This is a genomic window from Streptomyces amritsarensis, assembly GCF_001953875.1.
In the GTDB taxonomy this organism is placed as follows: domain Bacteria; phylum Actinomycetota; class Actinomycetes; order Streptomycetales; family Streptomycetaceae; genus Streptomyces; species Streptomyces amritsarensis.
The window spans coordinates 1-22,028 of sequence record NZ_MQUR01000019.1; the positions used below are offsets into that span (position 1 = coordinate 1).

The following is a 22,028-nucleotide window of genomic DNA, read 5'->3' on the forward strand; positions in this document are numbered from 1 at the left end:
TAGGACCGGCCGCAGCGCTCGCGCGCCTGTGCCCCGCCCGGCCCACCGGCCGGGCGGGGCACAGCTTTGCGGGTCATCATCGGTGCATGAGCGAGCGCACCGACCCGGAGCCGTCCCGGCCCCTGCGCTCCTGGATACGGTCCTCACCCGGAACGCACATCTGGCTGCTGATCATCGCCGTGACCAGCATCATCGTCGCAATAGCACCGGACCAGCTGGACCGCGTGCTGCTCCACCGCAACAGCAGCAACATCCACCAGCTCGTCCAGCACCCCGTCCGCGCCCTCATCAGTAGTGCGTTCTGGATCGCGAACCCGGCCTCTCTCGCCCTCTACGTGGTGCTGTTCGAGGTGTTCCACGCACCCGTCGAACGCTGGCTCGGAACCCTTCGCTGGCTCGTGATCGTGGCCACCGCCCATGTCGTCGCCACCCTGATCAGCCAGAAGGTCCTCCTGACGGCCATCCAGGACCAGCGGGCCCCGCGCAGCATGACCCACGTCGTCGACATAGGCGTCAGCTACGGGCTTGCGGCCTCCATCGGGGTCCTCACCTACCGGCTCCCCAACCCCTGGAGATGGTTCTACCTGGCCGGAGTGATCGCCTTCTTCGGGATCCCCGTCGTCACCGGCGGCACTTTCACCGACCTCGGCCACGCCATCGCGCTCGCCGTCGGACTGCTGTCCTGGCCGCTCACGCGCCACGTTGTTTCACGTGAAACATCTACACGTTTCACGTGAAACGTGACTAGTCGGCCTCCGCTTTGCGACGCAGTGCTCTGGGCGGAAATTCGCTGGTAAGGGGCTTCGGGGCGGGGCAGAGTGAGTCGGGCGGGGAGCAACAAAAGGTCCGGGGCAGCCACTTCGAGCGCGCCTTCTGGCGCGGGCTGCCCCGGACCTCTCGTACGTCCGGCGCGTTATGCGGCGGCCAGCAGACGCTCCAGCACCACCGCGATCCCGTCCTCCTCGTTGGAGGTGGTCACCTCGTCGGCCACCGCCTTGAGTTCGACATGGGCGTTGGCCATGGCCACCCCGCGAGCGGCCCAGCCGAACATCGGGATGTCGTTCGGCATGTCGCCGAAGGCGATCGTCTCCGCCGCCTTGACCCCGAGTCGGCGCGCTGCCAGGGACAGGCCGGTGGCCTTCGTCAGGCCCAGCGGCAGGATCTCGACTATCCCCGGCCCCGCCATGACGACGTCGACCAGGTTGCCCACGGTCTCCCGGGCCACCTTGACGAGCTGGTCGTCATCGAGCTCCGGGTGCTGGATGTAGAGCTTGTTGAGCGGAGCCGTCCACACCGCGGCGGTGTCCTCCAGGTAGAGGGCCGGAAGGCCTTCCTGCACCTGGTAGCCGGGCCCGAACAGGACTTCGCCGTCCACCCCGTCCCGACTGGCGGCCAGGGCCAGCGGACCGACCTCGGCCTCCAGCTTCGACAGCGCCAGCCCGGCGAGCTGCCGGTCCAGCGTCACCGAGGTCAGCAGCCGGTGCGCGCCCGCGTCGTAGACCTGGGCGCCCTGTCCGCAGACGGCGATCCCCTTGTAGCCGAGATCGTCCAGGACGTGCCGGGTCCAGGGCACGGCACGGCCGGTGACGATGATGTGGGCCGCGCCCGCTGCGGTGGCCGCGACGAGCGCTTCACGAGTGCGTTCCGAGACGGTGTCGTCGCCACGCAGCAGCGTGCCGTCGAGGTCGGTTGCGACGAGCTTGTAGGGGAACGTGGCCGGGCTCACTTGGTGATCGGCTCCAGGACCTCGCGGCCGCCGAGGTAAGGACGCAGCGCCTCGGGCACCCGGACGGAGCCGTCGGCCAGCTGGTGGTTCTCGAGGATCGCCACGATCGTGCGCGGAACCGCGCACAGGGTGCCGTTCAGCGTGGACAGCGGCTGGGTCTTCTTGCCGTCGCGGTAGCGGATCGACAGGCGGCGGGCCTGGAAGCTGTCGCAGTTCGAGGCGGAGGTCAGCTCACGGTACTTGCCCTGGGTCGGGATCCACGCCTCGCAGTCGAACTTGCGCGATGCGGACGCACCCAGGTCACCCGTGGCGACGTCGATCACCTGGAACGGCAGCTCCAGGCTGGTCAGCCACTGCTTCTCCCACTCCAGGAGCCGCTGGTGCTCGGCCTCGGCGTCCTCCGGCGCGACGTACGAGAACATCTCGACCTTGTCGAACTGGTGGACGCGGAAGATGCCGCGGGTGTCCTTGCCGTACGTACCGGCCTCACGGCGGAAGCACGGGGAGAAGCCGGCGTATCGGAGCGGCAGCTTGTCGCCCTCGATGATCTCGTCCATGTGGTACGCGGCGAGCGGGACCTCGGAGGTGCCGACCAGGTAGTAGTCGTCCTTCTCCAGGTGGTAGACGTTCTCCGCGGCCTGGCCGAGGAAGCCGGTGCCCTCCATGGCGCGCGGGCGGACCAGCGCCGGGGTCAGCATCGGGATGAAGCCGGCCTCGGTGGCCTGGGCGATCGCCGCGTTGACGAGCGCCAGCTCCAGCAGGGCGCCCACACCGGTCAGGTAGTAGAAGCGCGAGCCCGAGACCTTGGCGCCGCGCTCGACATCGATGGCGCCCAGCAGCTCGCCGAGCTCCAGGTGGTCCTTGGGCTCGAAGCCCTCGGCGGCGAAGTCGCGGATGGTGCCGTGCGTCTCCAGGACGGTGAAGTCCTCTTCTCCGCCCACGGGTACGTCCTCATGGACGATGTTGCCGAGCTGGAGCAGAAGGCGCTTGGCGGCTTCGTCGGCCTCGTTCTGCTCGGCCTCGGCGGCCTTGACGTCCTGCTTGAGCTGTTCGGCCTTCTTCAGCAGCTCCGTCCGCTCCTCCGGGGAGGCCTTCGGGATGAGCTTGCCGAGCGACTTCTGCTCATTGCGCAGTTCGTCGAAGCGCATGCCGGAGGACCTGCGGCGCTCGTCCGCGGAGAGCAGGGCGTCGACGAGTTCGACGTCCTCTCCACGAGCGCGCTGCGAGGCGCGGACACGGTCAGGGTCTTCACGGAGCAGCCGGAGGTCAATCACCCCTCCAGGCTACCGGGCTGGGCTTCCTGGGATCACACCGATATCACGCTGCGTGTCGCTATGCCCCAATTGCGACGAATGGATAAGTCTTGATCGCTGACCGGAACCGACCCTTCTGGGGCTGTCAATAAAGGCGGGCCGATTCCCCGAAAAGGGGCACAATGCCGGATCGCGAGCCGCCCCTGAGCAGGGCCGGAGGTGGTTCTTGTCCACAGGAATTGTGACCGTCCGCAGCTTATCCACAGGCTGTGTGCTGTATCTGTGGACACAGGAATAGATCATTCCTGATCGCTGGATGGCCGAGGTGAATCAGGGTTCAAACCACCCTCACACACTCATTCGGGTGGGAAAGACTCGCTCCAAAGAGTTGATCGGCGATACGGAGGTGACAGCGTTCACCTCCCGCTTCCCAGCGTGAAACCTGGACCACCCGACCGATATGTCGACCTTGTCGCGTCGCTCTGTCGACTTGTCCCCAGGTCCCCATCTCGGCCTGTGGATAACTCTGTGGACAGGGGACGCCGCTACGCCCGGCCGTCGAGACAGCGCGCCAGCCAGTCGGAGGCAGCCGTGAAGTCGCCATCGGACGTTCCGGGCCGGGGGGAGCGGACGTCACTCTGCGCAACGCCGGCCCGCGGGTAGGAGCCGAGGAAGCGGACCTGGGGACAGGTCCGCTTGAGGCCCATGAGCGCCTCGCTGACCCGCCGGTCCGAGATGTGGCCCTCGGCGTCGACGGCGAAGCAGTAGTTGCCGATGCCCTGTCCGGTCGGACGGGACTGGATCAGCATCAGGTTCACCCCGCGGACGGCGAATTCCTGGAGGAGTTCCAGCAGCGCACCGGGGTGGTCGTCGCCGAGCCACAGCACGACGGATGTCTTGTCGGCGCCCGTCGGCGCCGCCGGCCGTGCGGGGCGTCCTACCAGCACGAACCGGGTCTCGGCGTTCTCCGCGTCGTGGATCTCGGTGACCAGCGGCACGAGGCCGTAGGTGGCGGCGGCGAACTCGCCCGCGAAGGCGGCGTCGAAGCGACCCTCCTGGACCAGCCGGGCGCCGTCGGCGTTCGAGGCCGCCGACTCCCACACCGCGTCGGGCAGGTTGGCCCGCAGCCAGTTGCGTACCTGGGGCTGGGCGACCGGGTGCCCGGTGACGGTCTTCACGTCCGACAGGGCGGTCCCCGGCCGTACCAGCAGGGCGAACGCGATGGGCAGCAGGACCTCGCGGTAGATCATCAGCGGCTCGCCCGAGGCCAGCTCGTCGAGGGTGGCCGTGACCCCGCCCTCCACCGAGTTCTCGATCGGCACGAGGGCAGCGGCCGCCTCGCCGTTGCGCACGGCGTCCAGGGCGGCCGGGACCGACACCATCGGGACGAGCTCCCGGGTCGCGGCTTCCGGCAGGGTGCGCAGGGCGGCCTCGGTGAAGGTGCCCTCGGGACCGAGATACGTGAAGCGGGTGGCTGACATGCGATCAGCCTAATGCCGGGGTGCCGGCCACCGCGGCGCTGTTCACCCTTCGAGCAGCCGCTGGCCGACGTACTCGCCGCTGCGCGGCCCGGGCGGAACCGCGTACAGGCCGCTGGACTCGTGGCGGATGAACGCCGACAGCGCGTCCCCGCGGTCGAGCTTGCGCTGTACGGGTACGAACCCGCGCAGCGGGTCGGCCTGCCAGCAGATGAACAGGAGCCCGGCGTCGGGAGCACCGTCCGGGCCGATCCCGTCGTGGAAGGAGAAGGGACGCCGCAGCATGGCGGCCCCGCCGTTCTGCTCGGGGGCCGAGATCCGGGCGTGGGCGTTGGACGGGATGACGGGCTTGCCGTCGGGGCCGATCTTGTCGAGTTCCATCTCGGTGGTCTCGCCGCCGCCCGTCAATGGGGCCCCGGTGGCCTTGGTCCGGCCGATGACCTGCTCCTGCTGCGCGAGGGACTGCTTGTCCCAGTCGTCGAGGAGCATGCGGATGCGCCGCACGACGGCGTACGAGCCCCCGCCCATCCAGGCGTGCTCTGCGGGCCCGGGGCCCGCCGCGGGAACGAAGATCCGTTTGTCGAAGTCGGGCTCGGAGGGCTTCGGGTTGCCGGTGCCGTCGACCTGCCCCATGAGGTTGCGGGCGGTCATCGGGGTGCCGGTCGCGCCGGGGGACCTGTTGAAGCCGTTCATCTGCCAGCGGATACGCGCGGCCTCTCCGGCGTCCTTCTGGAGGGCGCGCAGGGCATGGAAAGCCACGAGTCCGTCGTTCGCGCCGATCTGGACCCACAGGTCGCCGTTGCTGCGCCGCGCGTCGAGCCGGTCGGAGGAGAAGTCGGGCAGCGGGTCGAGCGCTGTGGGGCGGCGGGCCCCCAGGCCCGTGCGCTCGAAGAAGGAGTGCCCGAAGCCGAAGGTGATCGTGAGAGAGGACGGCCCCGCGTCGAGGGCGATACCGGTGTCGCCGGTCGGGGCGGTTTCGCCCGCCATGAGCCGCCGTGCGGTGTCGGACCAGCGCCGCAGCAGCGCCGCAGCCTCGGGGCGGCCCGCTCCGGGTGCCAGGTCGAAGGCGACGACGTGTCCCTTGGCCTGCAGGGGGGTGGTGATGCCGGCCTGGTGGTCCCCGTGGAACGCCACCTGAGTGGCTCCGAGGGAGGAGAGGCTCCCTGCCGCTCCGGTGGCGGATCCGCTTCCGGGGCCGGCGAGCGCGGAGTGCGCCAGGGCGCCGCTCGCGCCGCCGAGGGCCAGGCCCGCGGCGCCTGCGGCGCCGACGGTGCCCAGCAGCCGTCGCCGGGAGATCTCGATGTCGGGGTTGCTCTCGGTCACGCTGGTCAGCCGATCTTCACGGTCTTCTGGACGGTGGTCTGGTCGATGTCGGACGTACGGACGGTCACGTCGATGCGCCATTCGCCGGCGAGCGGCAGTTGGACACCGGATGCGGTCCAGTGCCCGGGGGCGGACCGGTCGGGGACGACCGGCAGGGGGCCGATGTCCTTGGCCGGCAGGGTGAAGGCGACCTTCGCCTCGGGGAGGTCGAAGGGCTGCCCGTCGCCGGTGTCCGCCCAGAGGTGCAGGGTGTTGGCACCGACCCTGCCCGGGTCGAGCTCAAGCCGGACGGAGCCCTTGCCGTTCGGACCGCCGGTGTCGAACGGCAGGGTGATCTTCACGGCACGGTCGGGGACCGCGGTGGCGGTGGAGCCGCGGGCCGCCTCCTGCTCGACGGTGCGCCCGGGCTCGGTGCTCGTGAGGACCGTGGTCACCGCGAGCAGGACCACGGCGATCGCCGCCTCGGCCAGGACGGAGCGGCGCAGGCCCGCGCGGTCCGGGTCCGCGTCACGCATCCGCTTCTCGCGCGCGCTGTCCAGAGCGGCCCGCTGCCGGGCGAGCTGCGCCGCGCGCTCCCGGTCCACGGGTACGGCCGCGGGCTCTGTTTCACGTGAAACATCGTCGGCTGCGGATACCGGCGTACCCACCTTCACGTCGGCCGCTTCGAGCACGGCGGGTGACTCGGCGAGCCGGGCGGTCCACTTCCGCGAGGTGTAGGCCACGGCGAGCAGAACCGCCACCAGGGCGACCTTGAGGAGCAGCAGCCGCCCGTATTCGGTGCCGGTGAGCGCGGACCAGGTGCCGGTCTGTCGCCAGGCCTGGTACACCCCGGTGACGGCCAGGACCACCACGCTGACGAAGGCGACTCGGGAGAACCGCCGGACCGCCGAGCGCTCGATCCCCGGCACCTTGTGCAGAGCGACGAGCAGCGCACAGAGACCGCCGAGCCAGGTGGCCACGGCCAGCATGTGGAGGATGTCGGCGGGCATGGCCAGACCGGGCTGGATACCGGTCGACGCGTGCTCGGACAGGGCCCAGGTGGCCGCGATGCCGCCGGAGACCACGGCGCCGCCGACGGCGAGGCCGAACGTGAGGTCGTTGGTGTCCCCGGCCTTCTCCTCTTCGCTCCGGCCGTCCTCCAGGCGGCGCGCGTACACGCCGAAGAGGACCGCGACGAAGAGGGCGGCCGCGCCCAGCAGGAGCAGCCGGGAGACCAGCGACGCGCCCGTCTTCGTCTCCAGGACCGCCCGGAGACCCTCCAGGTCGAAGGCGTCGGCGAACCGGCCGGACCCCGTGTACGGAGTCCGCAGCACCAGCATCGCCAGGGTGGCGGCGGTCAGGGTGACCCAGGCCCGCACGACGAGCTTCTGGAGCGGCCGCTCGGCGGCACCCCGGCGCCAGCACAGCAGGACGAACGCCGCGCCGCCGACCAGGACGGTGAAGCCGGCGTAGGCGGCGTAGCGGGCGATGCCGTAGGCGATCCCGACGGGCCCGCCGCCCGCCGTCGTGGTGGGGAGGGAGACCTCGGTGGCCGAGGGCGCGCCGATGGAGAAGGTGAACGCGCCGGAGATGGGGTGGCTGTCTGCCGAGACGGCCTGCCAGGCGACGGTGTAGGTGCCGTTGGGCAGGCCGGAGTGGAGGGCGGTGCCGTAGCGGATGGTGTTCCCGCTGCACATGTCGCGCAGTTCACCGGTGTCCACCCGTCGCCCCTGCGGGTCGAGGACGCGGATCGAATCGTCGCCCATGGCGACCTGCTTCGAGAAGGAGAGCGTGACCTGGGCGGGTGCCGTGGCGACCACCGCCCCGTCCGTGGGGTCGCTCGCGGTGAGGGCGGCGTGCGCCGTGGCCGGTGCGGCCGCGGTGAACAGGGTCGCCAGCAGAGCTGCGAGGACCAGCGCGAGCCGTGGCAGGAATGCCGTGGCACGGGCGCGGGCCGTGGAGGGGGCGGGGGCGGTGGCCGTCATGGCGTGTCAGTCCTCGGTCCGTCAGTGGCCGTGGCCGGCCGTGGAAGTCGGAGCCTGCGCGTTGTACGTGCGTTCCTTCACGTCCAGCTCGACCTTGACGGAGCCGGCCTTCTCGAAGCGGAGCTCGACGGCGACCTTGTCGCCGACCTTGGGAGTGCTCTTGAGCCCCATGAACATGATGTGGTTGCCGCCACGCTCCAGCCGGAGCTCGCCGTCCGCCGGCACGTCCATCGACTGGACCTGCTGCATCTTCTGGTCCTTGGTCTCGTGGATCTGGAGATCGTCGGAGAGCGGGGAGGTGGCGCCGATGAGCTTGTCGGGCTCTTCGGTGGGGTTGCCGATGACCATGAAGGCACCGGCCATCTTGTCGCTCACGGGCTGGGGCATGAAGGCGCCCTTGACGACGAGCGGCGGTTCGGCTTCGCCGGAACAGCCGGATATGGCAAGTGCTGCCGTCAGGGAGAAGGCGGCGGCGAGGGTGCGGATGGTGCGGGTGTTCACGGGTTCTCCCCCTTGGCGAGCTTCGGCAGATCCTTGGTGTAGTCGTCGACGGTCGTGCCCTCGCCGTAGAGGACGTAGCCCTCGTCGGTCTTGGGCGAGAACGCGATGACCTGCGCGCCGTGCATGGAGACGACGCTGCCGTCGGCCTCCTTCTGGGCGGGATCGATGCCGATGCCGAGGGTCCGTGCGGCGGCCTGGATGGTCGCGAAGTCCCCGGTGAGTCCGATGAAGGACGGGTCCTGCGCCTTGAGCCACGCACCGAGCGATTCGGGGGTGTCCCGTTCGGGGTCGGTGGTGACGAAGACGACCCGGAGGTTGTCCTGGTCCTCCTTCGGGAGGCTCTTCTTGGCGACGGCGACGTTGCTCATCGTCAGCGGACACACGTCCGGGCAGTTGGTGTAACCGAAGTAGATGAGGGTCGGCTTGCCCTTGGTCTGCTCGCGGAGGTTCCACGGCTTGCCGGTGGTGTCCGTCAGGACGAGTTCCGGCTTGTTGAAGGGGCGGTCCAGGACGGTGGCCGCCTTCTTGGCGTCCTGGCCGCCGGAGATCTGGGTGACTCCGCTGTCGTTCTTGGCGGTTTCACCGCCGCAGGCGGTGAGGGCGAGTAGGGCCGCGGCGAGGAGCGCGGCGGCCGTCACACGTGTGGTGCGCATGGAGGGATGTCCCTGGGATCGGGGATGGGGTGAGAGGATGCCGGGCGCGACCGCGCCCGGGGCGCGGCCCGTCGGACGGAGCGGCCCGTGAGAGGGAGCAGCCGTCGGACGGAGCGGCCCGTCAGACGGAGCGGCGGCGTGCGGCGACGCCGAAGGCGACACCGCCGAGCCCGACGACGATGCCGGCGATGCCGAGGACGCGCGCGGTGGTGTCGGAGCCGTGGTCGGCGGAGGCCTGGTCATGGCCGTGGCCGTGGCCGGCTGCCTTGCCGGCGTCCTGGTCGGTGTTCTTCGCCCCGTCGGTCTTGGCGCCGGCGTGGTGGTCGTCGCCCTTCGCGGCGGTCAGCTTGAGCACGGGGGCCGGGGTCTGCGGTTCCGGGGCGCCTTCCTTGGGCTCCTCGATCCAGCGCACGACCTCGTTGTTGTCGTAGGTCTGGATCGCCTTGAAGACCATCTGGTCGGCGTTCTCGGGGAGCTTGCCGACGGAGACCGGGAACTGCTGGAACATGCCCGGGCCGATCTTGCCGCCGGACCAGGTCACCTTGGTGACCACTTCGCCGACCTGCCTGCCGTGCACGGTCAGGGGCTTGTCGAGCTTCGTCTTCTCGACGTTCACGGTCCAGCCGGGGATGTCCTGGGGCATGACGGACGTGAGCGGCTGGTCGACCGGGAAGTTGACCTCGAGCTGCGTGGTCGAGGCGTTGTCACGCTCGTTGGGGACCTTGAAGTTGAGCGTCGCGTAACCGCCCTTGGAGGCTTCGCCGATCGGCTGCACGCCGACGTGTGCGAAGGCGGTGCCGGAGAGGACGAGGACGGAGCCGGCGGCGAGGGCGGCGGCGAAGGAGACGCGAGAGGTCTTCATGGCGGAAACACTCCACGGAGAGCAGTGGTGGCGGTGGCTCCGCGCACGGGCGCGCGCGGAGTACGCGGCACCGGTGTTCCCGCTGTGTGTCCGGGTAAAGGGTGCCGCGTCAGGCTGCGAGGACGAACGCCGCAGGCGGGCCGCGGCGGATCACCGTGTGCTGGAGTGCTTCCCGGCCCGTGGAGGCCACGGGGTCGGTTCCGGTCCGGCGGCCGGTCCGCGGGGTGCGGGCGGACGCGCCGAGTCCCGCGCCGAGGGCGCGTACGAAGGCGAGTGCGGCACGCAGCGGGCGCATCGGGGCGGCCTCGGCGGTGAGCCGGGACAGCTCGACGAGCCGGAAGAGCGCGGCGTCGCCGCGGCCGAGCAGCCAGCCGGCGACGAGCGCGGCCAGCAGGTGCCCGAGCAGCATCGCCGGGCTGAACAGACCGGTCTCGGGCGCGGCGGTGACGGCCCGGGCGACGTGCCCGCCGTGGCCCTGCGCCGCGGCCTGCTCGGCCAAGGCGGTCGGGTCCAGGCCGGCGGCCTCCAGGATGCGGCGGGCGTCGGCGGGGCTCATGGGTACGGAGTTGCCCCCGCACACCAGCCGCGCGGCGAGTTCCGCGAGCGAGCTGTCGGAGGCGCTGCCGGGTGTCCGGGCGGCCGCGGTGCTGTGCTGGCCGATGCCGAACAGCGCGTGCAGCGCGAGCTGCCCGGCGGTGAGCCCGGCGGCGAGGCCGGGCAGTGTCCGGCGGCGCCCGGCGAGCGGCGCAGCGATCGCGAAGACGGCGAGGAAGACAGCGCACAGGGACCACCAGGGCACGGTGGCGCAGGATGCCAGGGCGTGCCCGATCGCGGACAGCACGACACAGACCGCGGTGAACACCGCGGCCCGGATCAGCCGGAGGCCGGCTCCGGCATGCGTCGTGTGGGGGTCGGACATGGCCGGGACATCATCGCACTGCACTGATGTCGCCCATACGGCAGGTCCGGAAGATCCGCATCCGCCGGACGTGTGCAATGAGTTCCCGGACGGCCCAAGGGGGCTTACGGCCCCTCGCGGGCGGCAATAGGTAACCGTATGAGCATCTGGTGGTCTCTCCACTTGAGGCGCGAGGCCGCGAGCGTGTCGCTCGCCAGGCGACTGCTGTTGGGGACGATGGAGACCGCGGGGGTGGACCCGGACATCTCCTTCGACCTCTCGGTGGCGCTGAGCGAAGCCTGTGCGAACGCGGTGGAGCACGGCGGGGGCGGGGGTGTTCCGGACGAGACCGAGGCGTACCACGTCACGGCGTATCTGGACGGGGACCGCTGCCGCATCGAGGTGACCGACTCCGGGCCGGGGTTCCCGCCCGCCACGGTGGCCCGCCGCAGACCCGCCCTGGCCGAGCACGGTCGGGGCCTGCACCTGATCGCCGAGCTCTCCGACCACGTCCGCTTCCGCAACCGGCCGGGCCGCGGCGCCGTGGTGAGCTTCGACAAGATGCTGAAGTGGCGTGACGACGCCCTGCTGAAGGCGTCGTAGTACGCCGGTGGGCGGGACCCCGTCCGGGATCCCGCCCACCGACACGCTTCGGTGCGGACGTCGGTCCTGTCGACCTCGGTCCGGCCGCGTCAGCCCTTCAGGCGCGCCATCCAGGCTTCGACCTCGGTCGAGGTGCGGGGCAGCCCGGCCGACAGGTTCCGGTTGCCGTCCTCGGTGACGAGGATGTCGTCCTCGATCCGGACGCCGATGCCGCGGTACTCCTCGGGCACGGTCAGGTCGTCGGCCTGGAAGTAGAGACCCGGCTCGACGGTGAGGCACATGCCGGGCTCCAGCGTCCCGTCCACGTACGCCTCGGTGCGCGCGGCGGCGCAGTCGTGGACGTCCATGCCGAGCATGTGGCCGGTGCCGTGCAGGGTCCAGCGGCGCTGGAGGCCGAGCTCCAGGACACGCTCGACCGGGCCCTCGAGCAGGCCCCATTCGACGAGCTTCTCGGCCAGCACGTGCTGGGAGGCGTCGTGGAAGTCGCGGAACTTCGCGCCCGGCTTCACCGCGGCGATGCCGGCTTCCTGGGACTCGTAGACCGCGTCGTAGATCTTGCGCTGGATGTCCGTGTACGTGCCGTTGATCGGCAGCGTGCGCGTGACGTCGGCGGTGTAGAGGGAGTGGGTCTCCACACCGGCGTCGAGCAGCAGCAGGTCACCGGAGCGGACGGCGCCGTCGTTGCGCACCCAGTGCAGGGTGCAGGCGTGCGCGCCGGCGGCGCAGATCGACCCGTAGCCGACGTCGTTGCCCTCGACGCGGGCGCGCAGGAAGAAGGTGCCCTCGATGTAGCGCTCGGACGTGGCCTCGGCCTTGTCGAGGACCTTCACGACGTCCTCGAAACCGCGGACGGTGGAGTCGACGGCCTTCTGCAGCTCGCCGATCTCGAACTCGTCCTTCACGGCGCGGGCCTCGGAGAGGTAGACGCGCAGCTCCTCGTCGCGCTCCTTGGTCACCTTGTCGGTGAGGGCGGACTCGATCACCGCGTCGTGGCCGCGCACGGCGCGGACCGGGCCCTCGGCCTCGGTGAGGGCCGCGGCGAGCTCGCGCACGTCCTGGGCGGGGATGCCCAGCAGCTGCTCGGCCTCGGTGAGGGAGTGGCGGCGGCCGACCCACAGCTCGCCCTGGCCGGACAGCCAGAACTCGCCGTTCTCACGGTCGGAGCGCGGCAGCAGGTAGATGGTCGCGGTGTGCCCGGTCGCGCCGTTCGGCTCCAGGACCAGGACGCCGTTCTCGGTCTGGTCGCCGGTGAGGTAGGCGTACTCGGTCGAGGCGCGGAAGGGGTACTCGGTGTCGTTCGAGCGGGTCTTCAGGCGGCCCGCGGGGATGACCAGGCGCTCACCCGGGAAGCGCTCGGACAGCGCCGCGCGCCGGGCCGCGGTGTGCGCGGCCTGCGCGATCGGCTCCAGTCCGTGCAGCTCGGTGTCGGCCCAGCCGGTGCGCATGTTCTCGGCGAGTTCGTCGCTGACGCCCGGGTACAGACCGTTCTTGCGCTGCTTGTGCGTCTTCTTGGGCTGCTCTTCTTCCGGGGTCTCCGGGGTGAGCTCGTCAGCCACGTCTTCTCCTCAGCTACGACGGTACGGACCTGGGTGTGGACCTCATCCATCGTATGCGTGTACGGGGAAGGCGTGGTCCGGATCGTGCGGGTTGTCACGGTCCGGAACCCGCGGCGGATCACTCGAAGCGGGCTGCGAGCAGCACGATGTCCTCGGGGGCGTCGGCCGGCCGCCCGTCGGGCAGCACGGTCCGCAGGATGTGGTCGCACAGGGCCGCCGGGTCCTCCCGGGCGGCGCGGGGCACCCCTGCGGCCGCCGCGTGAAGCCGCGCGTAGGCCCGGTCCATCGGGTCGCCGGTGTGACGCAGCAGCCCGTCGGTGTAGAGAAGCACCGTTTCTCCGGGTGCGGGTTCGATCTCCATGCTGGGTGCCTCCCAGCAGGACAGCATGCCCAGCGGAGCGGAGAGCGAGGTCTCCACGTACTCGGTGCGGTGCTCGCCGATGACGAGCGGCGGGGCGTGCCCGGCGCCCGCCAGGATGATCTTGCTGCCCCGGCCGTCGGTCTGCGGGCCTCCGGCGGGCTCGCAGTACGCGAAGAGCGCGGTGGCCGAGCGGGCGGGCTCGGTCAGCCGCAGCAGCAGTTCCAGGTCGGACAGGACGGCTACGGGGTCCTCGCCCTCCATCACGGCGTAGGCGCGCAGCGAGGCGCGCAGGCGTCCCATGGCGGCGACGGCGCTCGGGCCGGAGCCGGTGACGGAGCCCACGGCCAGCCCGAGGGCGCCCTCGGGCAGCGGCAGCGCGTCGTACCAGTCGCCCCCGCCGAGCGGTCCCGTGTGGTGGCGGGCCGCGAGCTGCACCCCCGGAATCCGGGGGAGCCGGCTGGGCAGCAGCTCCTCCGCGACGGTGGCCAGGCGGGTGCGGGATCGTTCCACCTCCAGCATCCGGGCCAGGTGCTCGGCGGCGTGGCGCACGTACAGGCCGGCCAGGTCGCGCTGGCGGTCGTTCGGCTCGGCCTGTTCGTCGTAGAGCCATACGGCGGCGCCGAGCCGGCCGGTGGCCTCGGCGGTCAGCGGGAGCGCGTAGCTGGCGGCGTAGCCGAGCCGGGCGGCGACCTCGCGGTGGCGGGGGTCCGCGGGGGAGGCGAATCCGCCGGTGCCGGGGGGTGCGTCCGGTTCGGGGAGGACTTCGGAGCCGCCCTGGGCGTCGGGCAGCCCGTCGAGGATCCGCCCGTAGCGGGTCGCGCTGCGCGGCACGGTCTCGATGTGGCCCAGTTCGGCGTGGCCGAGTCCGAGGCCGATGGTGGCGGTGGGGCCGAGTCCGTCGGAGGGCTCCAGGACGACCAGGCCGCGGCGCGCGCCGACGAGTGCGGCTCCGGCGCGCAGGAACTCGTGGAGGGAGGTGTCGAGGTCGCCGGCGCGGGCCAGGCGCTCGGTGAGCTCGTGCAGGGTGGTGAGGTCCGAGACCATGCCCGCCAGCCGGTCCTGGATGAGGCTGCCCGGTGCGGTCGGAGGGGCCGGTGCGGGGGTGGGGCGGGCGGGTGCGGGCGCCGCAGTGTGCGGTGACGCGGTGACTGCTGGATCGATTCCAGCCACTTTCGGCAGATGCGGGGCGCTCATGGCGTCCGCCTTTCCACCTGGTGCGATTCGCCGAATAGCATCGCAAACCCCCAGACCGTGCTGCGCCGCCATCAAGGAATCCACATCTACACGCACACATGGATGCATGTCCAGCATTGCCCAGGTGGGAATCCTGGTGTCCACGAGGCGGCAACTCACTGTCGGGCCAAGGCTAGAACTTGGCCGGAAAAAGCTGGAAGCAGTCGGTTTTTGAGGTCGACTGGACGAGCTGCGCAGGGGGGTCGGGTACGTACTCGGTGGTGGCCGGGGCCAGTTGGCGTACCGGGAACCGCTCGGTCGCGGTCTGTCGTCCTAAGCGGCGGCAGCCGGTCTGGGCAGTCGGCGCGGGTCGCGCTCCATCCCCGCCGGACGTTTGATGGACCCGTAAGAAGACTGCACGAGCCGTGTGGACCTGCCCCTGGCGGACAGTGACGCGAAACCTGTACGTGTGGTGAGTCACCGGTTACATGGTGTGATGTGGCCCTCGACGTTCAACGGAAAGGAACGAGCGCTCATGCGCGAGATCCTCGGAAGGCGTCTCCAGCGGCTCCGCGATCGCTTTCAATCCCTACGCCCCGACCGGGGTCGGGGCGGCGGAACTTCCGCTGCCCTCGAGGCGGCGCTCACCTGCGCCACCGCATGGCGGTGGCCCGTCCTGCCCGGCGTCGGCCGGTCCGGTACGGACGGTACGCGCTGCGCCTGCCCCGACCCCGACTGCGTCGTCCCCGGTGCCCATCCCTTCGACCCTGGTCTGCTCGCCGCCTCCACCGACCCCCGCATGGTGACCTGGTGGTGGACCAACCGGCCCACCGCACCCGTCCTGATGGCGACCGGCGGAACCGCCCCGTGCGCCGTGAGCCTCCCGGCCGGCGCGGCCGCGTCGGCCCTCGTACGGCTGGAGGCGCAGGGCCTCAGGCTCGGGCCGGTCGTCGCCACGCCCACCCGGTGGGCGCTGCTCGTGGCGCCGTACTCGCTGGAGCGGCTCGGGGAACTCCTGTACGCGAAGGACCACGTGCCGTCCTCACTGCGGTTCCACGGCGAGGGCGGCTACCTGCTCCTCCCGCCGTCCACCGCGTCCAGTGGCGGCCGGGTGCGCTGGGCGCGCGAACCGCGTGCGCTGCCGCAGTGTCCGGCCGGTCCTCAGTCCCCTGGCGCGCGGCCGTCGCAGGCCGCGGGGGTGGAGTTCTGGCTGCCCGACGTCGAGGCGGTGGTGGACGCACTGGTCGAGGCGAGCAGCAGCGCGCCCGGCGGCGGCAGCCGGCTCGCGTACTGACCTGTGAGGTCCCGCAGGATCACTCGTACGGGTGCCAGCGGGTCGAGTTTCCAAGGGAATTGGGCGCGGGCATCTCCGCGCCCCTTTCCCGCGTCGCTATCTTCGGCGAATGAATCTCCGCCTGATCGGTATCGGCGCCGGTGTGCTGATCATCTTGTCGCTCCCGCTCGCCGGCGCGATCGCCGGGCCTGATTTTGCCGGTCAGGACGACGGAAAGGGCGGCGGCCTGTTCAAGACCCTCGGCCTTTCGGGCCCCGCTCGTTCCTCCCCTGCGCCGGCCGGGCGCCCGGCGGAGCCGGCCGCGACCGAACAGCCACGGCCCGCGGAGCAGCCGCGCACGGATTCCCGCTGCGGTCCCGAACTGACCTCTCCGCAAGGCGTCGAGGCGCAGACGTGCGTCCTGGTGGCCGAAGGCCAGACATGGGGCAGGAGTTACTACAGGAACACGAGTGGTCGCGCGCTGGATGCCGTGCTGACGGTGATGGGGCCTGCCGGGCGCACGGTGCAGATCCGCTGTCCGGTCGGCGCCGGTGATGAACCCGGTCTGTGCGAGACGCCGAAAGAGGACTCGGGCGGGGGTCCGGAGAGTTACTCGGCCGTTGCGGAGTTTGCAGTTCCGGATGATGAAGGGCAGCTGCTCCTGCGGTCCGGGAGCAACTCACCGGCGCATGGTGACGGTTGAGTACCGCCGTAAATGGAAGGGCCCGGTCGCTGGCGACGGGGGATGCACCAGCGACCGGGCTACAAGAACGGTAACAAGAGATCGCCTGTTCGCAAATTCGATCTCTGATATTCAGACACAGATTTGCAGACGATTAGCGGGAGTTGTGACTCCGGTCACCGGCTCCGCGCGCACGCGCGACGTCAGCTGAGGGTCACCTGGCGGTTGGTGAGGCCGCCGCGCGCCCGGCGCTCCTCCGTGGTCAGCGGAGCATCCGTGGCCAGCGCCTTGGCCAGCCGCTCCGCGAACTCCGCCGCCGGCTTCTCGACGTCGTCGGCCGTCACCCCGGTCGGCAGGTCCCAGACCGGGACCATCAGACCGTGGGCGCGGAAGGAGCCGACGAGCTTCGTCCCCTCGCCGAGCGAGGACGTGCCGGCCGCGTGCAGCCGCGCGAGGGCGTCGAGCAGCTTCTCCTCGGGGTGCGGCATGACCCAGCGCAGGTGGTTCTTGTCCGGGGTCTCGCACCAGTAGGCGGCGTCGACGCCGGTCAGCTTGACGGTGGGGATGGCGGCCGCGTTGGCGCGCTCCAGCGAGGCGGCGATCTCCGGGGACGCGTTCTGGCCGCCCTCGGATTCCGGAATCCAGAATTCGAAGCCGCTGTGCACAACCGGCTCGAAACCGCCGTCGGTGTCCAGGAGATCCTGAAGTCGGGGACCCTCGGCGGGGACCCGGCGGGCAGCGACCGGAGTTCCCGGCTCCGCGACGAGTGCGCGCTGCAGGGTGTCGGCCATGTCGCGGCTCAGGTCGCCGGTGGTCGTCTCGTTCTGCAGACCGAGGAGCACGGACCCGTCCTCGCGGCGCAGCGCCGGCCAGGCCATGGGCAGTACGGTCACCAGCGTGACGGAGGGGACGCCCTCGGGCAGGCCGCCCTTCAGCGACAGCGGGATGGTGGCCGCGGGAACGAGCTCGCGCAGCGCGACCCAGTCGCACTCGCCCGGCAGCCCCTCGAAGGGCCGCTGGACGTGCTCGGTGACGGCGTGCGCGGCGGCTGCGCCGTGGCAGGCCTTGTAGCGGCGCCCGGATCCGCAGGGGCAGGGCTCGCGAGCGCCCACAACGGGGATCTCACCGTTGTTGAGCTGCGGCTTTGCGGACTTGGCTGCGGGGCGCTTCTTGGCCATCGTGCGTGTCTCCCGGTTGCGGCGGTACGGCGTCGTGTCTGGGCGCGAGCCTAGCCGTTCGTACCGCCGGAACCGGTGGGGTGCGGCCGGGAGCACGGTCGGCGTGCGCTCCCGGACGGCCGCCTGTACGGATGACCGGTACTGCTGTGCTGATGGTGAGCTGTTGTGCGGTCAGGGGTCCCGGTTCCAAGAGGTCCTGGCTTCCGGGTCCGCGGGGTCAGACATCGAGATCGTCGAATGCCGTGCTGAAGTCGATCGCCGGGGGCGCAACGCGCGTAGCGAAATCCTCGTGCCGGGGCCCACAGGCGACGACCACCCAGACGGTGACCTCACCCGCCGCTCCGTCCCGGACACCCCAGTCCTGGGCAAGGGTGCTGATGATGTTCAGCCCCCGGCCGCCGCGTGCGGTGACCGAGGGCGTGGAAGGAACAGGCCGGGTGGGCCCACCCCCGTCCGTGACCTCTACCGTCAGCCGCCCCGCTCTGTCGATGCGCCATGCGGCGCGTATCTCCCCGTCCCCGACTTCCCGCGCGCCCAGGGGCCTGCCGTGTCGGCAGGCGTTGCTGAGCAGTTCGGAAAGGATCAGTACGGCATCGTCCACGACCGATTCGGCCACCCCGCTGATACGCAGTTGTTCGCGCATCCGGTGCCTGGCCTCACCCACGCCCGCAGGACCATGGCGTACGTCCATGCACGACGACGTGGGCACTTCTTGTGCCACCACCAACGCCACCCCCGGAACCTCCTTAGCCCCACGCATGGTCTGGATGCCCCCTTGGCCTGGACCGGAAACCGCCGGAGCAGGCCGCTCTGACGCATTCGCGCCGATCGAATGCGGAGCGGATGCGCCGGGGCACACCCTGTGACGGAGGGGGTGGTGGTGGCCGGTGCGCAAACCGGGACGTCAGCGCCCCAGTTGGGACAGAACTTGACGGGGTCTGTTCGTGATGATCGCTTCCACACCCATATCAGCGCAGAGCTGAACGTCATCTGGCTCGTTCACGGTCCATACGTGAACGCCATGGCCTGCGTCCTGGAGCTTGCGGATGAAGCCGGGATGATTGCGGACGATCCGCATGCCGGGGCCGGCGATCGTCACTCCGGCCGGCAGTCGCCCGTCGCGCATCCGGGGCGAGATGAACTGCATCAGGTACACGGTGGGTACCGTCGGCGCGGCGGCCCGGACCCGGTGCAGGGAGCGCGCGGAGAAGCTCATGACCCGGACCGGGTGCGGGCCCCCGGCCGGCGGGGCGTCGAGGCCGAAGCGCTTGAGGAGGAAGAGGAGGCGCTCCTCCACCTGTCCGGCCCAGCGCGTCGGGTGCTTCGTCTCGATCGCGAGCTGTACGGGCCTCCCCGTGTCCGCGACCAGCTCCAGGAGGCGCTCCAGGGTGAGGACCGAGGTGCGCTCGGGGTCGGCGTCCCAGTCGGGGGACTCCTCGCGGTCCTTCCAGGAGCCGAAGTCGAGGGCGGCGAGGTCGGCCAGCTCCAGGGCGGAGACGGCGCCGCGGCCGTTCGAGGTGCGGTTCACCCGGCGGTCGTGGACCAGGACCAGATGGCCGTCGGCGGTGAGCCGGACATCGCATTCGAGGGCGTCTGCGCCGTCCTCGATGGCCTTGCGGTAGGCGGCCAGGGTGTGCTCGGGGGCATCCTCCGAAGCGCCGCGGTGGGCGACGACCTGGATGGTGCGCGGCATTGCGTGGGTCACCGGGTCATGGTGCCACCGTCAGCCCTCCGGGGGGCGGGGTCCGGCCCTGCGAGTGCATCCGAAATGCCGGACATAAAGAATGGGGGGAGATGCACAGGTCCGGCTTACAGTGCTCTGACGGGGCATGGGAAAGGCTTTGCCCTGGAACTTGTACGGCACGTCGAACGTTCAGCCGGATCGATATCGCCGGATTTCTGCAGCTGTGTGTGACGAGGAGAGAGAGCTGTGAGCACCGAGAACGAGGGCACCGCGGCCCCCACACCCCCCGCGGCCCCGTCCGTGACCCCTGCTCAGGGCTCCGAGACGGCGCCGGCGGCCTCCGCAGCCGGACCGCGGCCGGACCACGCCCCCCAGGACGCCGCTCCGGCTGCTCCGGCCGTCCCGCAGGCCCCGCCCGCGGCACCCGCCCCTGCTCCGGCGCCCGCCGCCGGTGAGCAGGTGACCCAGCAGCTTCCGCCGACGCCCGCGCCGGGCACCGAGCCGACCCAGCAGATCCCGCCCGCGTCCGCGGGGCAGGCCCCCGGATACGGCCAGCCCCCCGCGCCGGCTCCCGGATACGGCCAGCCCTCCGCGCCGGCCCCGCACGCTGCCGAGGGCTGGCCGCCCCCGCCGCCCACCGTGCCGGCGTACGGCGCCGGCGGTGCGGGCGGCCCCGTCTGGGGCGCTCCCCCGGCCGCCGACGGCTTCCCCGCGCCCAAGGCGAAGGGCAGGGGCGGCATGATCGCGGCCGTGCTCGTGGCGGCCCTCCTCGCGGGCGGCATCGGCGGCAGCGTCGGCTACTGGGCCGCCGAGCGCAGCAACAACGGCAGCGGCTCGACCACCATCAGCGCGACCAACACCCCGAAGGACCTCAAGCGCGAGGCCGGCTCCATCGCCGGGCTCGCCGCGGGCGCACTGCCCAGCGTGGTCACCATCGAGGCCTCGGCCGGAGACGGCGAGGGCGGCACCGGCACCGGGTTCGTCTACGACCAGCAGGGCCACATCCTCACCAACAATCACGTGGTGGCCTCCGCGGCGAACGGCGGCAAGCTCTTCGCGACCTTCTCCGACGGCAAGCGGTACGACGCCGAGGTGGTCGGCCGCGCCCAGGGCTACGACGTCGCCGTGCTCAAGCTGAAGAACCCGCCGGCGGGCCTCAAGCCGCTGGCGCTGGGCGACTCCGACAAGGTCGCGGTCGGCGACGCCACGATCGCGATCGGCGCCCCCTTCGGCCTGTCCAACACGGTGACCACCGGCATCGTCAGCGCCAAGAACCGCCCGGTCGCCTCCGGCGACGGCACCGGCAGCAAGAACTCCTACATGAGCGCACTCCAGACGGACGCCTCGATCAACCCGGGAAACTCCGGCGGTCCGCTGCTCGACGGCCGCGGCGCGGTCATCGGCATCAACTCCGCGATCCAGTCGGCCGGCAACGGCGGCTTCGGCGGCGGCCAGGCCGGCTCGATCGGCCTCGGCTTCGCCATCCCGATCAACCAGGCCAAGAACGTGGCCGAGTCGCTGATCAAGACGGGCAAGCCGGTCTACCCGGTGATCTCGGTATCGGTGGACCTCCAGGCCAAGACCGAGGGCGCGAAGATCTCCGAGCAGGGCGCGGCCGCCAACGAGCTCGTCGACCCCAACGGTCCGGCCGGCAAGGCGGGGCTCAAGCCGGGCGACATCATCACGGACTTCGGCGGCAAGCCGGTCGACAGCGGCCCGACCCTGATCAGCATGATCTGGACCTACAAGCCCGGCGACACGGTGAAGCTGACTTATCTGCGCGACGGCAAGCCGACCACCGTCGACATCACGCTCGGCTCCAGGATCGGCGACAAGTAGCACCACCGGCCACGGCAGTGGCGCGGTGACGAGGGGCCGTGGGCGGGATTCCGCCCACGGCCCCTCCAACGTCCGCTTATGCTTCGCTCGTGTTCGATTCTCGGCACATACGGACGTTCCACGCGGTGGTCGCCTCCGGCTCGTACTCGGCGGCCGCGCGCGTGCTGGGCTACACCCAGCCCGCCATCACCCAGCAGATGAAGGCGCTCGAACGCGCCGTCGGCACCCCGCTGTTCACACGCGTGGGCCGCAAGATGCAGCTCACCGAGGCCGGGGAGTCGCTCTCCCGGCACGCCGAGACCATCCTCGGCAACCTCTCCGCCGCCGAGGCCCAGCTGAGGGCGTACGCCCGCCTGCGCACCGGCCGGGTCAGACTGTGCGGCTTCCCCAGCGCCAACGTCACCCTCGTCCCGGAAGCCCTGAGCGGCCTGGCCAAGGACCACCCGGGCATACAGGTGGAACTGCTGGAGGGAGAGCCCCCTGAGTCGCTGCGGCGGCTGGAGCGCGGCGAGTGCGACATCACCCTGGCCTTCACCTATCCCGGCCTGCACGAGGAGGTGCCGGAGGAGGTCACCGAGGTCAGGCTGCTGGAGGACCAGCTGACGGTACTCCTCCCGACCGGGCACCCGCTGGCCCGGCGCCGCGCCGTGCACCTGGCCGACCTCGCCGAGGAACGGTGGATCGCGGGCTGCCCGCGCTGCCGGGCGAACCTGCTGCACGAGTGCGCCGAGCTCGGTTTCGTGCCCGACATCCGCTTCGCCACCGACGACAATCTGGTGGTGCAGAGCCTGGTGGCCCAAGGCCTGGGCGTGGCGATGATGCCCGCGCTCGTCCTGCCCTCGCTCTCACTGAGCCGGGTCTGCGGACGTGCGCTCCAGCCTGCTGCCCGGCGGCACATCGCCGCGTACGTCTACCGGGACCATCTTCGGATTCCGGCGACGTCCGTGGTGCTGAACGCGCTGAAGCGGGTGGCGGCCAACCGGGTCGGCTGCTGACCAACCCATAAGCGCTGCTTGGGATT

19 protein-coding genes and 1 pseudogene are annotated in these 22,028 nt (G+C 71.1%); 6 read left to right on the forward strand and 14 right to left on the reverse strand.

Annotation, left to right across the window (positions count from 1 at the left end):
• Nucleotides 1-86: 86 nt before the first annotated feature.
• On the forward strand, nucleotides 87-737 hold the full coding sequence (locus AVW11_RS11155; RefSeq protein ID WP_076043901.1) for a rhomboid-like protein: 651 nt from the start codon (nucleotides 87-89) through the stop codon (nucleotides 735-737).
• 176 nt (nucleotides 738-913) lie between these two features.
• Here the strand turns inward: AVW11_RS11155 and AVW11_RS11160 are convergent, their stop codons facing one another.
• The 9 genes from AVW11_RS11160 to AVW11_RS11200 all read right to left on the reverse strand — a co-directional run bounded on the left by AVW11_RS11160 (nucleotide 914) and on the right by AVW11_RS11200 (nucleotide 10,679).
• Nucleotides 914-1,726 (reverse strand): HAD family hydrolase, encoded by an 813-nt coding sequence (locus AVW11_RS11160; protein WP_060177187.1) that lies wholly within the window; start codon nucleotides 1,724-1,726, stop codon nucleotides 914-916.
• The gene (serS, locus tag AVW11_RS11165) at nucleotides 1,723-3,000 is read right to left on the reverse strand and encodes a serine--tRNA ligase (protein ID WP_030839480.1); all 1,278 of its coding nucleotides are present in this window, start codon (nucleotides 2,998-3,000) and stop codon (nucleotides 1,723-1,725) included. Before serS ends, AVW11_RS11160 begins: the two co-directional genes overlap by 4 nt.
• A gap of 524 nt (nucleotides 3,001-3,524) precedes the next feature.
• Nucleotides 3,525-4,460, reverse strand: a complete 936-nt coding sequence (gene pheA, locus AVW11_RS11170; protein WP_030839482.1) for a prephenate dehydratase — start codon at nucleotides 4,458-4,460, stop codon at nucleotides 3,525-3,527.
• Nucleotides 4,461-4,502: 42 nt separating this feature from the next.
• Entirely contained in the window at nucleotides 4,503-5,789 is a 1,287-nt protein-coding gene (gene efeB, locus AVW11_RS11175) for an iron uptake transporter deferrochelatase/peroxidase subunit (protein ID WP_420856373.1), read from the reverse strand.
• Nucleotides 5,786-7,744 (reverse strand): copper resistance CopC/CopD family protein, encoded by a 1,959-nt coding sequence (locus AVW11_RS11180; protein WP_076043903.1) that lies wholly within the window; start codon nucleotides 7,742-7,744, stop codon nucleotides 5,786-5,788. Before AVW11_RS11180 ends, efeB begins: the two co-directional genes overlap by 4 nt.
• A gap of 21 nt (nucleotides 7,745-7,765) precedes the next feature.
• The gene (locus AVW11_RS11185) at nucleotides 7,766-8,245 is read right to left on the reverse strand and encodes a copper chaperone PCu(A)C (RefSeq protein WP_076043904.1); all 480 of its coding nucleotides are present in this window, start codon (nucleotides 8,243-8,245) and stop codon (nucleotides 7,766-7,768) included.
• Nucleotides 8,242-8,898, reverse strand: a complete 657-nt coding sequence (locus tag AVW11_RS11190; RefSeq protein ID WP_030839492.1) for an SCO family protein — start codon at nucleotides 8,896-8,898, stop codon at nucleotides 8,242-8,244. Before AVW11_RS11190 ends, AVW11_RS11185 begins: the two co-directional genes overlap by 4 nt.
• A 121-nt stretch (nucleotides 8,899-9,019) precedes the next feature.
• A complete protein-coding gene (locus AVW11_RS11195) occupies nucleotides 9,020-9,760 on the reverse strand; it encodes a YcnI family copper-binding membrane protein (protein ID WP_076043905.1) in 741 nt (246 codons plus the stop codon).
• A 109-nt stretch (nucleotides 9,761-9,869) separates the two neighbouring features.
• The gene (locus tag AVW11_RS11200; protein ID WP_076043906.1) at nucleotides 9,870-10,679 is read right to left on the reverse strand and encodes a hypothetical protein; all 810 of its coding nucleotides are present in this window, start codon (nucleotides 10,677-10,679) and stop codon (nucleotides 9,870-9,872) included.
• 138 nt (nucleotides 10,680-10,817) lie between these two features.
• Between AVW11_RS11200 and AVW11_RS11205 the strand changes: the two genes are divergently transcribed.
• Nucleotides 10,818-11,261, forward strand: coding sequence for an ATP-binding protein (locus tag AVW11_RS11205; protein ID WP_030839502.1), 444 nt, complete (start codon nucleotides 10,818-10,820; stop codon nucleotides 11,259-11,261).
• Nucleotides 11,262-11,350: 89 nt separating this feature from the next.
• Here AVW11_RS11205 and AVW11_RS11210 read toward each other — a convergent pair whose 3' ends face one another.
• Both AVW11_RS11210 and AVW11_RS11215 read right to left on the reverse strand, forming a co-directional pair.
• Complete coding sequence (locus tag AVW11_RS11210) at nucleotides 11,351-12,817, reverse strand: aminopeptidase P family protein (protein WP_076043907.1); 1,467 nt, start codon at nucleotides 12,815-12,817, stop codon at nucleotides 11,351-11,353.
• Between the two features lie 118 nt (nucleotides 12,818-12,935).
• On the reverse strand, nucleotides 12,936-14,489 hold the full coding sequence (locus tag AVW11_RS11215; protein ID WP_076043908.1) for a PP2C family protein-serine/threonine phosphatase: 1,554 nt from the start codon (nucleotides 14,487-14,489) through the stop codon (nucleotides 12,936-12,938).
• Nucleotides 14,490-14,886: 397 nt separating this feature from the next.
• Here AVW11_RS11215 and AVW11_RS11220 point away from each other — a divergent pair, with 397 nt between their 5' ends.
• Both AVW11_RS11220 and AVW11_RS11225 read left to right on the forward strand, forming a co-directional pair.
• Nucleotides 14,887-15,645 (forward strand): bifunctional DNA primase/polymerase, encoded by a 759-nt coding sequence (locus AVW11_RS11220; protein WP_076043909.1) that lies wholly within the window; start codon nucleotides 14,887-14,889, stop codon nucleotides 15,643-15,645.
• Between the two features lie 109 nt (nucleotides 15,646-15,754).
• Nucleotides 15,755-16,327: a hypothetical protein gene (locus AVW11_RS11225; protein WP_076043910.1), complete on the forward strand. Its 573-nt coding sequence runs from the start codon at nucleotides 15,755-15,757 to the stop codon at nucleotides 16,325-16,327.
• Nucleotides 16,328-16,509: 182 nt separating this feature from the next.
• On the opposite strand, the gene AVW11_RS11230 is transcribed toward AVW11_RS11225, so the two are convergent.
• From AVW11_RS11230 to AVW11_RS11240, 3 genes and pseudogenes are all read right to left on the reverse strand, one after another.
• The gene (locus AVW11_RS11230; protein ID WP_030839517.1) at nucleotides 16,510-17,484 is read right to left on the reverse strand and encodes a DUF5926 family protein; all 975 of its coding nucleotides are present in this window, start codon (nucleotides 17,482-17,484) and stop codon (nucleotides 16,510-16,512) included.
• Between the two features lie 217 nt (nucleotides 17,485-17,701).
• A pseudogene (locus AVW11_RS11235) lies at nucleotides 17,702-18,303 on the reverse strand (ATP-binding protein).
• Nucleotides 18,304-18,388: 85 nt separating this feature from the next.
• Nucleotides 18,389-19,177 carry a glycerophosphodiester phosphodiesterase gene (locus AVW11_RS11240; RefSeq protein WP_173675338.1) on the reverse strand — a complete coding sequence of 263 codons (789 nt, stop codon included), beginning with the start codon at nucleotides 19,175-19,177 and terminating at the stop codon, nucleotides 18,389-18,391.
• A 237-nt stretch (nucleotides 19,178-19,414) separates the two neighbouring features.
• Here AVW11_RS11240 and AVW11_RS11245 point away from each other — a divergent pair, with 237 nt between their 5' ends.
• Nucleotides 19,415-21,007, forward strand: a complete 1,593-nt coding sequence (locus AVW11_RS11245; RefSeq protein ID WP_060180144.1) for a S1C family serine protease — start codon at nucleotides 19,415-19,417, stop codon at nucleotides 21,005-21,007.
• Between the two features lie 89 nt (nucleotides 21,008-21,096).
• Nucleotides 21,097-22,002: a LysR family transcriptional regulator gene (locus tag AVW11_RS11250; RefSeq protein WP_076043911.1), complete on the forward strand. Its 906-nt coding sequence runs from the start codon at nucleotides 21,097-21,099 to the stop codon at nucleotides 22,000-22,002.
• Nucleotides 22,003-22,028: the final 26 nt, after the last annotated feature.

Bases quoted from the DNA above. Each gene is read 5' to 3' on its own strand.
- AVW11_RS11215 (WP_076043908.1), bottom strand. From the start codon at position 14,489: ATGCTGGACATGCATCCATGTGTGCGTGTAGATGTGGATTCCTTGATG.
- AVW11_RS11195 (WP_076043905.1), bottom strand. From the start codon at position 9,760: ATGAAGACCTCTCGCGTCTCCTTCGCCGCCGCCCTCGCCGCCGGCTCC.
- AVW11_RS11200 (WP_076043906.1), bottom strand. From the start codon at position 10,679: ATGTCCGACCCCCACACGACGCATGCCGGAGCCGGCCTCCGGCTGATC.
- pheA (WP_030839482.1), bottom strand. From the start codon at position 4,460: ATGTCAGCCACCCGCTTCACGTATCTCGGTCCCGAGGGCACCTTCACC.
- AVW11_RS11180 (WP_076043903.1), bottom strand. From the start codon at position 7,744: ATGACGGCCACCGCCCCCGCCCCCTCCACGGCCCGCGCCCGTGCCACG.
- AVW11_RS11190 (WP_030839492.1), bottom strand. From the start codon at position 8,898: ATGCGCACCACACGTGTGACGGCCGCCGCGCTCCTCGCCGCGGCCCTA.
- AVW11_RS11205 (WP_030839502.1), top strand. From the start codon at position 10,818: ATGAGCATCTGGTGGTCTCTCCACTTGAGGCGCGAGGCCGCGAGCGTG.
- AVW11_RS11240 (WP_173675338.1), bottom strand. From the start codon at position 19,177: ATGCCGCGCACCATCCAGGTCGTCGCCCACCGCGGCGCTTCGGAGGAT.
- AVW11_RS11230 (WP_030839517.1), bottom strand. From the start codon at position 17,484: ATGGCCAAGAAGCGCCCCGCAGCCAAGTCCGCAAAGCCGCAGCTCAAC.
- AVW11_RS11220 (WP_076043909.1), top strand. From the start codon at position 14,887: ATGCGCGAGATCCTCGGAAGGCGTCTCCAGCGGCTCCGCGATCGCTTT.
- AVW11_RS11225 (WP_076043910.1), top strand. From the start codon at position 15,755: ATGAATCTCCGCCTGATCGGTATCGGCGCCGGTGTGCTGATCATCTTG.
- AVW11_RS11155 (WP_076043901.1), top strand. From the start codon at position 87: ATGAGCGAGCGCACCGACCCGGAGCCGTCCCGGCCCCTGCGCTCCTGG.